This window comes from Gammaproteobacteria bacterium, assembly GCA_013214945.1.
GTDB lineage: Bacteria > Pseudomonadota > Gammaproteobacteria > Enterobacterales > Psychrobiaceae > Psychrobium.
The window spans coordinates 120,318-135,944 of the sequence record JABSRT010000012.1 but is presented as its reverse complement, the minus strand read 5'-3'; the positions used below and the strand labels follow the sequence as shown (position 1 = coordinate 135,944).

Annotated in this window: 12 protein-coding genes; 7 read left to right on the top strand and 5 right to left on the bottom strand. The window is 41.1% G+C overall.

Annotation, left to right across the window (positions count from 1 at the left end):
- Positions 1–54: 54 nt before the first annotated feature.
- Positions 55–486: a nucleoside-diphosphate kinase gene (ndk, locus tag HRU23_11305; protein NRA54721.1), complete on the bottom strand. Its 432-nt coding sequence runs from the start codon at positions 484–486 to the stop codon at positions 55–57.
- A 354-nt stretch (positions 487–840) separates the two neighbouring features.
- On the opposite strand from ndk, the gene HRU23_11300 reads away from it, so the two are divergent.
- Positions 841–1,824: a hypothetical protein gene (locus HRU23_11300; GenBank protein NRA54720.1), complete on the top strand. Its 984-nt coding sequence runs from the start codon at positions 841–843 to the stop codon at positions 1,822–1,824.
- Between the two features lie 67 nt (positions 1,825–1,891).
- Here HRU23_11300 and HRU23_11295 read toward each other — a convergent pair whose 3' ends face one another.
- Both HRU23_11295 and HRU23_11290 read right to left on the bottom strand, forming a co-directional pair.
- Entirely contained in the window at positions 1,892–2,599 is a 708-nt protein-coding gene (locus HRU23_11295; GenBank protein NRA54719.1) for a DUF3581 family protein, read from the bottom strand.
- 156 nt (positions 2,600–2,755) lie between these two features.
- Entirely contained in the window at positions 2,756–4,135 is a 1,380-nt protein-coding gene (locus HRU23_11290) for a cysteine--tRNA ligase (GenBank protein NRA54718.1), read from the bottom strand.
- A 171-nt stretch (positions 4,136–4,306) separates the two neighbouring features.
- Between HRU23_11290 and HRU23_11285 the strand changes: the two genes are divergently transcribed.
- From HRU23_11285 to HRU23_11275, 3 genes are all read left to right on the top strand, one after another.
- Positions 4,307–4,798, top strand: a complete 492-nt coding sequence (locus tag HRU23_11285) for a peptidylprolyl isomerase (protein ID NRA54717.1) — start codon at positions 4,307–4,309, stop codon at positions 4,796–4,798.
- A 54-nt stretch (positions 4,799–4,852) separates the two neighbouring features.
- Complete coding sequence (locus HRU23_11280) at positions 4,853–5,581, top strand: UDP-2,3-diacylglucosamine diphosphatase (protein ID NRA54716.1); 729 nt, start codon at positions 4,853–4,855, stop codon at positions 5,579–5,581.
- Positions 5,582–5,680: 99 nt separating this feature from the next.
- Complete coding sequence (locus HRU23_11275; GenBank protein NRA54715.1) at positions 5,681–6,049, top strand: outer membrane protein assembly factor BamE; 369 nt, start codon at positions 5,681–5,683, stop codon at positions 6,047–6,049.
- Between the two features lie 99 nt (positions 6,050–6,148).
- On the opposite strand, the gene HRU23_11270 is transcribed toward HRU23_11275, so the two are convergent.
- On the bottom strand, positions 6,149–6,733 hold the full coding sequence (locus HRU23_11270) for a DUF4136 domain-containing protein (GenBank protein ID NRA54714.1): 585 nt from the start codon (positions 6,731–6,733) through the stop codon (positions 6,149–6,151).
- Between the two features lie 805 nt (positions 6,734–7,538).
- Here HRU23_11270 and HRU23_11265 point away from each other — a divergent pair.
- From HRU23_11265 to htpX, 3 genes are all read left to right on the top strand, one after another.
- Positions 7,539–8,774: a NupC/NupG family nucleoside CNT transporter gene (locus HRU23_11265; protein ID NRA54713.1), complete on the top strand. Its 1,236-nt coding sequence runs from the start codon at positions 7,539–7,541 to the stop codon at positions 8,772–8,774.
- 246 nt (positions 8,775–9,020) lie between these two features.
- Positions 9,021–12,389 (top strand): EAL domain-containing protein, encoded by a 3,369-nt coding sequence (locus HRU23_11260; protein NRA54712.1) that lies wholly within the window; start codon positions 9,021–9,023, stop codon positions 12,387–12,389.
- Positions 12,390–12,464: 75 nt separating this feature from the next.
- Positions 12,465–13,328, top strand: coding sequence for a protease HtpX (htpX, locus tag HRU23_11255; protein NRA54711.1), 864 nt, complete (start codon positions 12,465–12,467; stop codon positions 13,326–13,328).
- A gap of 553 nt (positions 13,329–13,881) precedes the next feature.
- Here htpX and HRU23_11250 read toward each other — a convergent pair.
- Positions 13,882–15,477 (bottom strand): sigma 54-interacting transcriptional regulator, encoded by a 1,596-nt coding sequence (locus HRU23_11250; GenBank protein ID NRA54710.1) that lies wholly within the window; start codon positions 15,475–15,477, stop codon positions 13,882–13,884.
- Between the last annotated feature and the right edge of the window lie 150 nt (positions 15,478–15,627).

The following is a 15,627-nucleotide window of genomic DNA, read 5'->3' as shown; positions in this document are numbered from 1 at the left end:
AAACCCCCGAATTATAGTAGGCAAGTAATCTCGCCTAACCCAACATATTCGATATTAACGAGTACGTGGACAAACTTCTTCGTCAGAGAAGAAGTATGCGATTTCACGTGCAGCAGATTCTAGAGCATCAGAACCGTGAGCAGCGTTTTCATCAATGCTATCAGCTAGGTCAGCACGAATAGTACCAGCTAGTGCTTCAGCAGGGTTAGTAGCACCCATGATTTCGCGGTTTTTAAGTACAGCGTTTTCGCCTTCTAAAACCTGAACCATCACTGGGCCAGACGTCATGAATGAAACCAATGCACCAAAGAAAGGACGTTCGCTGTGCTCAGCGTAGAAACCTTCAGCCTTCTCTTTAGAAAGGTGAACCATTTTAGAAGCAACGATCTTAAGACCAGCAGTTTCGAAACGGCCGTAGATTTGACCAATAAGGTTTTTAGCAACTGCGTCAGGTTTTACGATAGAAAAAGTACGTTCGATAGCCATGATAAAGCTCTCCGGTAATGTTATAAAAAATTTGCGCGCATTATACGAGAATTTTTGACTAAGTGCCAACTATCGATTGATAAGTTGGCAACATTAAGACATAACGGGCTAATTTGTTCAATTTATGTGTAATACAGCCCATCTTATCTGTTTTTTATCAGCGAATCTTATTGAATTCTTAAAGCGTTTTTTCTCGATCATGGGAAATTTAATGAATATTTTGTCCAACTTTTACGACCGAAACAAGATCTATAATCCAGTTATCAATACGCCATTACGACTTCAATTTATCATTCAGTAGGAGTTAAGCACTAGAATCGTTAAATAGGGCCAGATGTAATGAAGGAGCCAACAATGAAAACTATCTTAGCAAGTCTGTTACTGGTTTTATCCACCATGGCCAACGCCGCGATAAAAGTAAATCAGTCCCCTGCCCCCCAAAGTAGCCCAGTTCAAAAGCTGCAGTCACATGATAACCTTGATGTTTGGTTGGGCAGTATTGATGTTAATGTTTTTCAAGATCTTGATAACGATGGATACCATCAAAACCTGACGTTAAGTTTTGACCTCGACACTCACTATCAGCAACTGAGCGTCGCTGTGCAACTGTGGCTTGAAGATTCTGATGGTCAACGCCAGCAAATATACACTAGCCACGATTTTGAATTAAATGGCGATTCTTCTTTTGATAGTCAGCAAATAAATATTCAGTTTCTCGAACAATTAAGTTCGGCTTATTACCAACTTCAATTAGTCGTTATTGATAGCGCCACTCACACCACAATCTTCACATTAGATCAATTTAGCCATGATCAATTCCAAGATCTTGCACTGGAAGGGAAATATTGGGATCAAGATCAGCTGTTAAGTATCTACTCTGCAGGCATTGAATTGAGCCATGATCGTAACGGCAATGGTTATTATCAACATATTGCGGTTGATCTTGATATCGATATGCCTGAGAGTTCAACCGAGTTAGTTGCCCAATTTTACTTAAATGGTCAGCGCCTTTTTACCAGCGGTGCTTTTACAGTTACCGATATCAACATCAGCGACCAGCAATATTTTGATATTGATATAAAGCAGGGGTTAGCTCAGGGGGTTTATGATCTCGACATCCATATTCTTGACGCCGCAACCTTAACCCAACGTCACCATATAAAAGCGTTAGACTGGGTGGTATTTCAAGGGTTAGCGCTCGAATCAGCAAGCAATTTGGGTGATGGTACTTTGGCTGATGGTACTATTGTGATCGATGTTGATCATAGCGGCGGCAGTTTAGGATGGTGGGCGTTAGGATTGTTCTCATTATTGATCGGGCGAAAAGTGCGAGTTTAATATTTAACTTGGATTAAATACAGCGAACAACAGCGCCAATAGGCTTAGTTGTTCGCATTTAAGCTATTTATTGATTATAACCCGCTTTACGTGCTTGATAATCCGCCACCACTTTAGTCATAATTTCAGCATCAAATTCGCGCAGGCCACTTAGTGCCATCCGTTTTTCACCTTGACCGACAACTTCATCACCCACTTTAAAACAGAATTGTAAAATAGCGCGGCCACGTTTGCCGTTAACCTCAAGCTCAGTATGCGTTACTTCAAGGCTTGGATTGATAAAGTCTAGCCGGTTTAAACTAATCGACATGCTTTCATAAATCACTAGAGGTCGCGCAGGATTGATCATCACGTTATTTTGTTCCATTAATGGCAACAAAATATTTGGAAACGTATCACCTGAAAACTCGACATAACGTTGAGCCAGCGAATTAGCTAATTGACTGTCGCCCGATAACTCACCGCTACGGTCAATCTTAAGATATTCTTTGTCAGCACTATCAATAATGCTTAATTGCTCGGCCGCTTTGTCATTATAATCGAGTTCGAGATTATCACTGACCATGCCACAAAAGGTGAAATTCATCTGCTTGCTCACACCGAGTTTGTCCAATGCTAAGCTAAAGAGTAAATCACCCGGTACGCAAAACTTTTTGGTTTCGACATCGTGCAACGGATTAAAATCACCGGCAATTTGTTTCGCGAAATCACTGGCCTGCTGACGACTAAAAGAAAATGTGCGATCGTTTTGACAATAATACTGAGCTAGATTCATCTATTTTGACTTCTTGTTGGTAGCGGGAACGCCATCAGCTCAAGCAATCGGAGGAGTTTAACAACCCGTGATCAGGAGCAATACTCGGGTATCTCCGTTGAAAAAGCTACAATAGGCGATAATTATCGCCTATTGTAGCTTATAACGGCTATCGGTTTATAGGCGACGCCAACTGGTAACACCAGCGCTATCTTCCAGCACAATTCCCATTGCAGTCAGTTCATTACGTGCCGCATCGGCAGCAGCCCAGTCTTTGGCAGCGCGCGCGTCGTTACGTTTGACAATAAGCGCTTCAATCGCCGCACTTTCGTCATCGGCGTTGTCACCTTGCAGAAAACTTTCAGGATCAGCTTGTAAGACACCAAGCACAGCACCCAAGTTGACGAGAATAGCGGCCAACTCACTCGCTTTGGCACTATCGCTGTCTTTACAACGATTAATCTCTTTGGCCAATTCAAATAATACCGGCAAAGCCTCCGGTGTATTAAAATCGTCATCCATCGCAGTTTTAAAACGGCTAGCGTAGTCGTTGTCCATGTCAACGTCTGTCGTCAGCGTAATACCGCGCAATGCCGTATATAGGCGTTCTAAAGCCGAACGGCCTTGATGTAAGTTGTCTTCACTGTAGTTTAGCTGGCTACGGTAATGGCCATTAAGCAAAAAGAACCGAATGGTTTCACCGTCAAAGACTTCTAACACATCACTAATGGTAAAGAAGTTACCCAGTGATTTGGACATTTTTTCTTTATCAACTTGCACCATACCCGAATGAACCCAGGTATTAACATAGTTAGTATCATAGGCGCAGCATGACTGAGCTATCTCATTTTCATGATGTGGGAAGGTTAAATCGGAACCGCCACCATGAATGTCAAATTTCAAACCAAGATGCTTGGCGTTCATCGCTGAACATTCAATGTGCCAACCTGGGCGCCCTTCACCCCATGGTGATGACCAACTCGGCTCTTGGGGTTTGGCCATTTTCCACAACACAAAATCCATTGGGTTTTGTTTTTCTTGTACCACGTCGACTCGTGAACCCGCTTGCAGCATATCGAGATCTTGACGGCTTAACTGGCCATAAGCCTCATAACTTGGTACCGAAAATAAAACGTCGCCATTCGTTGCAACATACGCATGATTACGGTCAATCAAACGTTCGATTAAATCGATAATTTCAGTGATATGGGTCGATACTTTAGGTTCTACGTCAGGTTCAACCATATTAAGCGACTTAAAGTTGTCATGCATAATCTCGGTAAAACGCTCGGTTAAAGCCAAAAAGTGTTCACCATTTTGGTTGGCACGGGCAATGATTTTGTCATCAACATCGGTAATGTTACGCACGTATTTGACGCTGTAGCCGCTAAAACGTAGGTAACGCACGATGGTGTCAAAAAACACATAAGTGCGGCCATGTCCAATATGGCAATGATCATAGGTGGTAACACCACAAACATACATGCCTACTTTGCCAGGTTCAATCGGCTTAAAAACTTCTTTTTGGCGCGTCAGCGTATTGTAAATCGATAGCATGCGTAAAAATTCCTATGAATCGCGTAGATATAAAAGGGGAAGTTTAACAGGACGGTGATCTCCCCTCAATTATTTTGACTAAAATTGGGATTTTTTTAGCATATTCTTTGCGATTTAGTTTAAACAAGGTAAAATTTGGCTGAATTTACTAAAATTAAAGGCTTATTTAAAATGATTACATTGTTCACTAACTTCGGTCAGATCAAGATTGAAACTTTTGCCGACAAAGCACCTGCAACTGTCGCCAATTTCGAACAGTATGTTAAAGATGGTTTCTATGACGGCACCATTTTTCACCGTGTAATTGACGGTTTTATGGTTCAAGGCGGCGGTTTCGCTTCGGGCATGGAAGAAAAAGACACTGTTTCTTCAATCCAGAATGAAGCAAACAACGGCCTGAAAAACAAAAAAGGCACCCTAGCGATGGCTCGTACTCAAGATCCGCATTCTGCTAGCGCTCAGTTTTTCATCAACCTGTCAGACAATGATTTCTTAAACTTTACCAGCGAAAGCACTCAAGGCTGGGGTTATTGCGTATTTGCTGAAGTTGTTGAAGGCATGGATATTGTTGAAAAAATCAAATCAGTTGATACCGGTAACCGTGGCCATCATCAAGATGTTCCTCTGGATGAAGTTATTATCGAAAAAGCAGAATTGAGCTAATCCCTATTTCCTTACTAATTGATTGTAAAGGCACTTAACAGTGCCTTCTTTTTTATGACTAAAACTCTTTTTATCGCTGACTTGCATTTAAGTGAAGAGCGCGCAGACATTAGCGAGCTTTTTTTTCATTTTTTACGCACCGAAGCAATTCAAGCACAAGCATTGTATATTCTTGGCGATCTGTTCGAAGTTTGGATAGGCGACGACAATATAACCCCTCTGACGACACAAGTCGCCCGTGAGTTAAAACATTTGCACGACAGTGGCGTTGAAATATTTTTTATTCACGGTAATCGTGACTTTTTACTCGGCCCTAAATATGCAAAAAAGGCCAGCATCACCTTATTGCCTCAATTACAGACGATCAATCTTTATGGCAAGAATGTCTTAATCATGCATGGCGATAGCTTGTGCACATTAGACGTTGAATATCAAAAGTTTCGCACTAAAAGTCGCCGCCGTTGGTGGCAACTAATGATTTTATCACTGCCTTTAGCAGTGCGACGCGCTATTGCTCGTCGGGCGAGAAACCGCTCAGCACAAGTAAACTCGACCAAATCCATGACCATTATGGATGTAACACAGTCCGAGGTTGTCAACCAAATGAAAATAGCTGAAGTCGACGTATTAATTCACGGCCATACTCACCGTCCAGACACCCATACATTTAATATAGGTTCTCAAGCTTCAACCCGAATAGTGTTAGGTGATTGGTATACTCAAGGCAGTGTTTTAACGGTAACGTCGGATGGTTTCACACTAACAAATCAGCCATTTATCTAACGAATATTACCAATCGGTTCATAAATAAAATTTACTTTAGGGAACCCCTTGGCTATTATGCCGTCATAGCAATCATCAAGCGCAATATATAGAGGAACAATGACGTTTAAATCACTTTCAAAATGGCTACTAGTAGCCACAATCACCGTAACCTTGCCTTCATGTGCTTTTGTTGATTGGCTGGTCTATAAACAAGATTTACCACAAGGTAATTTTATTGAACAAAAAGATGTAAATAAACTACGCATTGAAATGAGCAAGCAGCAAGTGGCTTTCTTGATTGGTCGTCCGATCCTTGATGACACCTTTGGTGGCGATAATTGGCGTTATATTTATCGCTTTAAATCAGGCCACAATGCCAAAGTAACCTATAAAGAACTAATCCTTACTTTTAAGCAAAACAAGCTGACTAGCGCCGAGGGCGACTACCAACTTAGTGATGAGTTTTCGACGCCTTTAGCTCAATAACATCTTAACTAGATGCGACTAAATTCAAATGAGTTTAGTCGCTTATTACAGCTCATTTTTAGTGTTCTTACTCGCTTAGAAAAATTTCACTACCCTGCCTTATTTATCAGTCTCGCTCTCCAATGCCGGCGGGAAGCTCGCAAGAATTTTAGCCACCGTTTGGTTTATTTCTTGAGCCCGCTCAACTGGGTTTAGGCGTGTTTTTATCGGTAAACTCAAGCCACCTCGCCAAATCAGCTGCTGATTAGGGCTAAATATATCAATGACCAAACGTCTTTCATCATACCGACGATAAGCGGGATCTAACTGATAGCTTAACCCAAAATAATTGCGATGAAAATGATGTCCAAATCCCAATGTATAGGCTAATTGAGGCTGTAATTGCGGTAACACCTGCTTGACCACCGACGCTTGGTAACTCACGAGTACATCAGCTTTGTGACGCGCTACTTTGATCAGATCTTTAGTCATCAGTTGGTTATCTATCGCATAAACCATCCGTCGATGTGACAATTGACTTAAAAAAAGTTGCGTTGGATCGGTGCCCACAGTGGCCGGTTCAAGCCACGCATACGTGGTGATTTTCTCGAAATTAAAAGCTTGATCGTAATCGACGTTGGCGCGGCTAGCGCACCCAGCTAAGCTTACAACAACGAGGACAAGCATGACCGAAACTGATTTCATTTCTCTATCCTATGACAATAATTAATCGGATTAACCTGAGGTTTTAATCGCAGCTCAGCTTGATTACATCATAAACTAACTTAACTTGCCCTACCCTGTATATCGACAGTCAGCACGCTCCCTCCACACACAACCTCATTAAACACGAAATAGCCACCACGATAACTTATACATAACCCCGAACTAATCTAAACGAACGGCCGTTGATTAGGTCATTTTTGATTTAATTAAGGCAGTCATTATCGACAGGATATAGGAGAGATATTAATCAAAGCTGGAATAACAGAAGAAATGTCGCACATATTTTAGCTAAAACAGAGGGTTAGCTAAAATTCATATCCTGTATATGGCAAGACTTATACAACCTGCCTAGCCTAACTAAAGTAGCACAGTTGGTAAAAAAATCCGTGATCTAAAGCAAAAAACAGCAGGTTAATGACTAAACATGGCAATATTTATATGAATTAACACCCGATATATTGGTTAGTTGATGCTTAGGAGTAACAAGTATCACAAGTTGAGCACAGCGTAACGATCAACGCTTAGCACCGCAAAATAGCCACAGCGTATACTTATCAAACGAATTAACCACAATGCACATTAATTACAATTGGTTAATAAAAATCAATAGCATACCTACTTGTTTTCGCCTTTCGAGACACTGCTCACGGTTACAGTTTTTTATCTACTCTCTAGGGTACATTAAGGTCGGCAACAGCTAAAATAGCTCCGTCGGCAGTGAGCAATCCCTGACCACAAAACTTAAAAAATGTCAAGTGCTAAAATTACAAATCGGGGAACCAAAATGAATATAATAATGGGTATAGTTGGTATTGTTACACTAATACTTATCGCGCTAGCCTTTTCTGAAAACCGCCAGGCCATCAACATTCGAACTGTTGTTTTAGCTTTTATAATTCAAGCTAGCTTAGGCGCGTTTGTGTTGTATGTACCAGCAGGACAATCAATACTCTCAGCAATCGCTGGAGCCGTTCAAGGGGTCATCGACAGCGCCCAAGCTGGGCTAAACTTTATGTTTGGCGGCCTGGTCAGTAATAAAATGTTTGAAGTATTTGGCGGCGGTGGTTTTGTTTTTGCCTTACGCGTATTGCCAATCATTATCTTCTTCTCTGCGTTAATCTCAGTACTTTACTACCTGGGTGTGATGCAATTCATCATCCGAGTACTTGGTGGTGCACTACAACGCGCCCTTAAAATTAGCCGCACAGAATCATTATCAGCTACTGCTAATGTTTTTGTCGGTCAAACTGAAGCTCCGTTAGTTGTTCGCCCATACATTGCCAACATGACTCGTTCAGAGTTGTTTGCTGTAATGGTTGGTGGTCTAGCATCAGTGGCAGGTTCAGTACTTGCTGGTTATGCAAGTCTTGGCATTGAACTGAAATACTTGGTTGCTGCTTCATTTATGGCTGCACCTGGTGGCTTGTTAATGGCAAAACTGATTGTGCCAGAAACCAAGACTCCGACTGAAACATTAGACGACGCGAGTGAAGAGCAAAAACCTGCGAACGTAATTGACGCAGCTGCTTCTGGCGCCGCATCAGGTCTGCAATTAGCATTAAATGTTGGCGCAATGCTACTAGCATTCATCGGCCTTATCGCCTTATTAAACGGCATGGTTGGTTGGGTTGCTGCGCTAGTTGGTTTTGATGGCGTGACCATTCAACAACTACTAGGTTATGCCTTTGCCCCTCTAGCGTTCTTAATTGGTGTTCCTTGGAGCGAAGCAATTCAAGCTGGTAGCTTCATTGGTCAGAAACTAATTGTTAACGAATTCGTTGCTTACATCGACTTTGTTTCAGTTAAAGACAGTTTATCAGCACATACTCAAGCGATTGTTACTTTTGCTTTGTGTGGTTTTGCTAACCTATCTTCAATTGCAATTTTGCTTGGCGGACTAGGTGCTATGGCACCAACACGTCGTACCGAGCTAGCACAGCTTGGTATGAAAGCTGTTTTAGCTGGTAGCTTGTCAAACCTAATGAGCGCGACTCTTGCTGGGTTATTCTTAGCTCTTTAATCCCGCTTATTTCAAAAGTGAGCTCTTGAGCTCACTTTTGAATTTCTTTGTTATTACCCCTTCACTCTTTCTTCACACCCTTTCCACATTCTCTCTCATTGCTACCTAAGATAAAAGGTTGAAAATCAGACAAATATAGATAGAATAGTGCCATAAATATCAAATTATGGATAAAAAATGGAGTATGGCGAGCTGAAGAGCCAGACTGTAAAATTTAATTTACTGCTACCTATATGTTGTTTTATCTTGATTTTTTCTGCCGTCAGTTACTGGGCTAGTATTTCCAATAATGTCTGGCAACAACAACAACGTCAAATTCTTAATCAGCAAACCGTCACTTATTCAATCGAAATAGAAAACAAAATCAAGCATATATTGTCTTCTCATCAACTGATAAAACATAAAATTACCACTGAACAAGGTAAGATGTCCGACATTGAAGAGCTAGTTGATAACCTGTTATCCCACCATCAAGAAATAGTTAGAATCTCTTTTGCGCCCAATTTGTTAACTACCGCAGTATTTCCACGTGCTTATGAGCAGAGCTTAGTTGGCCGACTCGTTAGCCCACCACGTTCAAAAAAAAATCAAGCCAGAGTTTCTGCACGGACATTTTATTCTGTGCCTGTGATAGCCGATAACCAGCAAATGTTATTCACCGTGAATAAGCCATTAGAAATCAATGGAAAATTTTGGGGCTTTGTGTCTTATCAGTTAAATATCACAGAGATCGTCTCACAATTACGCTTAGTGCAACTAAGCAGCGACGGCTACCGCTTTCAATTATCACATATCAGCGCCCATAATAAGTTTATTGTGCTAGCCAGTTCGGAGCAACGATTAGGGCATGTGATATATAACGCCCCTGTACGGGTGCCAGAGGATAATTGGCTATTAGAGATGAGTTACGATAATGATAACTTTATTGCTAAATTTAATATTAGTTGGATTTTCACCTTATTACTGACGTCTTTCATTACCCTAATCATTTATTGGGCATTACTTGAACCTCGACGGGTCCGCCGTCAGTTATTGCGCGCGACAACAGCACTGAACAGTCGTAATCATTTGTTTGATACCGTATTAGATAATATGAGTGAGGGTATTATCGTGTGTAATGACGATGGCGAAATATATTTGTCCAATCACGCCGCTAAACAGCTTTATGGCAGCGATGATAAACAGTATTTAACCGGTGATGCTAAAACTGAAAACCTTGCCAACAATACGGTCGAAAACCTAGTCAACGGCTTGCTTCATAAAGCACTTTATCGTGGTGAGGAACTTGAGGTAGAAACAGTTATTACGCCGCCTAGTCGGCTACCTGTAACCTTAAAATCACAAAGTAAGCTAATTTATCAAGATAACAAACTGCTTACTGGTGCAATGATATTAATTGAAGACATAACTCAATTAAAACAAGCAACTAATGCACATACTAGCCGCAATGTTATTTTGGATATGCTGGCCCACGAAAAACCAATTAATAGTATTTTTGAACACATTATCAATGATATTGAGTCTAAGTTTGATGATATTGCGGGCGCAGTATTACTGACCGATCATAACAACAGGCGGTTTGTTGAAGTGATTGCGCCCAAACTAGCCAATAATTTTCATCAGTCACTAACAGAACTTGAAATTGGCGAGCGGGTAATATCCTGTGGTAGTGCCGCTTATTTAAATAAAATGGTTATCGTTGAAGATGTTTTAACTCATCCTTACTGGATCGATTTTAAACATATTTCATGGAACAACAGTATTCGTTCAGCATGGTCCAATCCTATTCATAGTGCGAGCGGAGAATTGTTGGGCTGTTTTGATATTTATTCAAAAATCGTCAATCCGGCGTCACCCGCGTTGGTGCTTGCACTCAAAGAAGCAGCAACTTTAACGGCATTAGCGATTGAGCGTCACCGCGATAGTCAAAGGTTGCGTAAAATATCGCTTGCGGTACAACACAGTCCAAACGCCTTGCTGATTATCGATCGCTGTTTGAACATTGATTATGTTAACCCTAAATTTTGTTTGCTTACGGGTTATCAAGCGGCAGAATTGGTCGGAAAACCCTACAATAAATTAACCTCCTCCAAGGACAATACCGCTCTGCAGGAAGAGATCTGGCAATGTGTCACTCAAGGTAAAGATTGGCGTGGCGAAATAAAAAGTATCAAGAAAAATGGCGATGCCTATTGGGCATATGATCATATATCACCGATAAAAAATGCCCAAGGCACCATTACAAAGTTTGTCATTGTTCAAGAAGATATTACCGAAAATAGACACCAAACCAGCCAATTTGATTATCAGCTGAACCATGACATGTTAACGGGCTTAATCAACACGCACGGTTTCAATAAAAATGTCCTGCTAGCTATTGATTCGGCCAAGTTAGAACATAATCAACACGCCATTTGCGTCGTAGACTTAGACAATTTTAATCAGATTAATCGCCAATGCGGTCAAACTGCCGGTGACGAATTTTTGCGCCAGATTGCGGCTATCTTCCGCAATCATTTACGACAACGAGATACCCTAGCCCGGCTTAATGCTGATCAGTTTGCCATTTTAATGAAAGATTGTTCGCTAGAATCTGCCAGACGGTGTTGTGATGAGTTATTAACTTTGTTAGAAGACCATAAATTTATGTGGCAAACCAACCAGTTATCTATTACCGGCCGCATTGGCATTACCTGGATTGATCAGAACAGTGAAAGCTATGAACAGTTAATGGTGCAAGCTGATTTAGCCTGTTTTCAAGCGAAAATCGGTGGCGGTAATCAGACCATTCTTTATCAACGAGTCGATCAACCAAACGTCAACTTGTTTGGCGATGCTTATTGGGCCAATAAAATTAGAACGGCGTTGGAAAATAATAACTTTATCTTGTATGTGCAAACCAGCAGTCATTTGTTGACCACAGAAGATACCGCGGGTATTGAAATATTAATTCGTTTAAAAGATGGTAATAAGCTCATTTTTCCAAAACAATTTTTATCCGCTGCTATTCGCTATAATTTAGCGTCGCAATTAGATTTATGGGTCATCGAACATACTCTGCAATGGATGAGCCGCCACAGTAAGCAACTGAAATCAATAAATAGTATATCGATCAATTTAAGTTCAGCGTCTTTTGGTGACGATTCACAACTGATAAAAATCATCTCAATTATCGAGCAGCATAAAGACTTAGCTAAACATTTAGTCTTTGAAATAACCGAATATATCGCATTATCTAGTCTTTCTAAAGCTTATAACTTCATTGAATCTTTACATCAATACGGGGTTAACTTTGCGCTTGATAATTTTGGCAATGGTAATTTATCTTTTGCCCAGATGCGCGATATCCCGATTTGTCGAGTAAACATTGATGGCCATTTAATTAACAGTATTGTCGACAACAAAGTTGCTCGAGTACAAGTACAATCAATTGCCGCAATGGCCAGAGTAATGAATATAACAACAATGGCCAAACATGTTGAAAATCCTGAGCTAATCCCACTATTAAAAGAGCTATCGATCGACGTTATTCAAGGGTTTTATCACAGTAAACCACTGCCAATTAGTTCACTTTTAACCAACCAACATTTCATTATTGATGCTCAAGAGCAGTGACAAACTAACCTAAATCACTTGAAATAAAATATGAATGACATATTATGTCGTTAATATTTTAAACTTGGAATTTTAATGAAACGTATTGCCCTATTTTTACTCACCAATATCGCTGTGATGGTCGTATTAAGCATCGTACTAAGTGTTATATTTAGTGTCTTTGGCCTTGACCGTTCAAGCATAACTGGCCTATTAGTCTTAGCCGCAGTCTTTGGCTTTGGTGGTTCGATTATATCGCTGTTAATGTCTAAATGGATGGCTAAACGTACTACCGGTGCCCAAGTCATCACACAGCCTAAAAACGAAACAGAGCACTGGTTATTAGACACTGTTGCCACTCAAGCTAAATTGGCTAATATTACGATGCCTGAAGTCGCAATATACCCAAGTGAGGACATGAATGCTTTTGCTACCGGTGCAAGTCGCAATAAAGCCTTGGTTGCTGTTAGTAGCGGTTTATTAAATCAAATGAGCCGCGACGAGGTTGAAGCCGTTTTAGCCCATGAAATAAGCCATGTTGCCAACGGTGACATGATTACTTTAGCCTTGATCCAAGGGGTCGTAAATACCTTTGTAATTTTCGCTGCTCGCCTAATTGCAGGTGCAATCGACAGTGCAACTAAAGACGAAGACGGTGAAGGCGGGTTAGGCACCATCGCTTATTTTGGCGTGGTTATCGCTTTAGAAATGGTATTTGGGGTGTTGGCCAGTGTCGTGGTTGCTTACTTCTCGCGTCAGCGTGAATTTAAAGCCGACGAAGGCGCTGCTAAGCTAACGTCAAAGCATAAAATGCGCGCGGCGTTAGAGCGTTTAAACCGTGGTAATGAGAGCCAGATGGAATCAAGCATGATGGCGCTTGGCATCAATGGCAAGCAAGGTTTCTCGCAATGGTTGATGAGTCACCCGCCTCTTGAACAACGGATTAAAGCATTAAGTTAAGCTATTACAGCAAATCACGGTAGCCGCAAGGTGCCGTGAGCTTTATTCGGTGCAGTATTTATTACTTAATTATCAAGTTAGCTATCAACTCAAACTTCAATGTTTTTCATAAGCCCGCTGACCAAATTAGCGCATTTTACAACAACGCTATTTAGTGTTTCTCTCAAGCATTGCCCTTTTAGCCGCCAGTTTTAGGTTAGCTATGATTTATTTGATTTAGCAGTCTTATCTTTGCGGATACTTGCTATTACGACTTGAAATAATGTAATCGTTAGATAAAAGCAGCTGCCTATTATTAGTGTATAAAGATAACTTAAATATCCCCACACACAGGCTTCTGAACGATGCCCTGACAACTGACATACTAAGTATATATCAACTATCGCATATATCAGGGGCATAAGTGCTAATAAAAATACCTTCCAGTTCCTGTTCCATATCAGCACAGACAAGCTAGTGATAAATAATAAAATTAGCAGCCAAATAATCATTAAAACTTGCGCAACAGTGTTGTTAACTTGTCATTCAAAAGCATAGGCAGCGACATCTTAATTTATAAAGTATCACGAACGCGTTTTTTAGCAATACCATGCTCACGCAGTTTATTGGCTATCGCGGTATGAGAGATCCCGAGCTTTTTAGCTAATAATCGAGTACTAGGATAGGCTGGGTACAACCGCCGTAATATATCAGCTTCAAATTGTTTGGTTGCCTGATCTAACGTGCCCTCGAAGCTGTCATCAAAATAGCCAAAAGCTTGATTAAATGATGGTAGGCTCAAATGTTCAACCGTCAGTTCAAACGTATTGTCTGCCAAGCTAATACCGCTATATATTGCTTGTTTAAGCTGCCGCACATTGCCAGGCCAGCCATAATTTAACAGATGATCGCGACCAGGTTGAGATAATCGTACTACTGTGCTCGATAATTGTTGGCTGTATATTTCAACAAAATGCTCCGCCAAGGCAATTATGTCCTTACGACGTTGATTCAGCGGTAATATATTTAGGCATAGGCCATTAATACGATAATAAAAGTCTTCTCGCATTGCACCCGTTTGACATAACTGAGCCAAGTCTTGTTGCGAAGAACAGATAATCCGGACATCGGCTACCCTGTCGACGGTGCTGCCAATTGCACGGTACGTATCGGTTTCAAGCAACCCTAATAACATACCTTGGTGCGCTAAAGATAACTCAGATATTTGATTTAAAAAGAGCGTGCCCCCTTCACATTTCGCCAGTAAACCCTGCTCTGCTGATGAAACGTCCTGAGTAAAACTTTGGTTTGGCGCCGATTGGCCAAACAACTCCAGCTCAGCCGTTAGTGGCGACAAATTAGCACAATTGAGCACCACAAATGGTTTGTTGTGTCGTGAGCTAGCCGCGTGACATGCCCGCGCCAACAGTTGTTTACCACTACCTGTTTGACCTTGAATTAAAATGGGTGCTTGGCACGTCGCGAATATTCCGGCCTGTTTAATCAGGGTTTTCATCGACGGAGATTGCGCAATTACCGGGCGAAAACTATCAGAGCCATTCAGTGGATTACTGCGTTGGTTAAGGGCGTTATATTGCTTACCGATTCTAACGGATGATTTTAATATCACGACGGCACCGGTTAAGATATCAGCCTCTTCTTCACCATCAGAAAAATAGACCGGCATGATTTCAGCTAAATATTCAATCGTTGCAACCGTCACTTTACACACTTGCGGCGTAACATCGTCACTGGCTAGCCACTTACTAAATGAAAAGCCACTTATCCATTGTTGTAATGAGCTCGCGGTTAATACCTGATCTTGGCATTGTAACAAACTAATTCCGGCTTCATTGGCCCGAGTTATTTGCCCTTTGGCATCAATTGAAAAAATAGGATCCGGAATGGTTTTTAATAATGTTAGTAAACCATAATGCTCTTGCTCGGAAGGTAAATGTGGTACCCGTCGTACATCATTTACGCCTTCAATCTTTCGGATATTGAGCATCAGAGACTGAAATTCACTAAATTCTAATTTTGGAAAGTGAACGTAAATCCGGCCGGTTTGATCAGCATCGATTGCACGCAAGTTAAGATCAAAGCTGGCCAATAGCGTTAATATTTCTCGCGCAATGCCCAAACGGTTTTCACAAATGACTTCTAAACGCACAATAGATCCTCAATGATTAACAGTGAGCTACAGTGTAAACATATCTTTACTAATGATTCAAGGGAGTTACTTAGGGTAAGTCGGAAAACTTATACAAATTTAATCAATAAAAGTAACCGAAAATGCCGACTCAAGGCTTTGAGTCGGCAG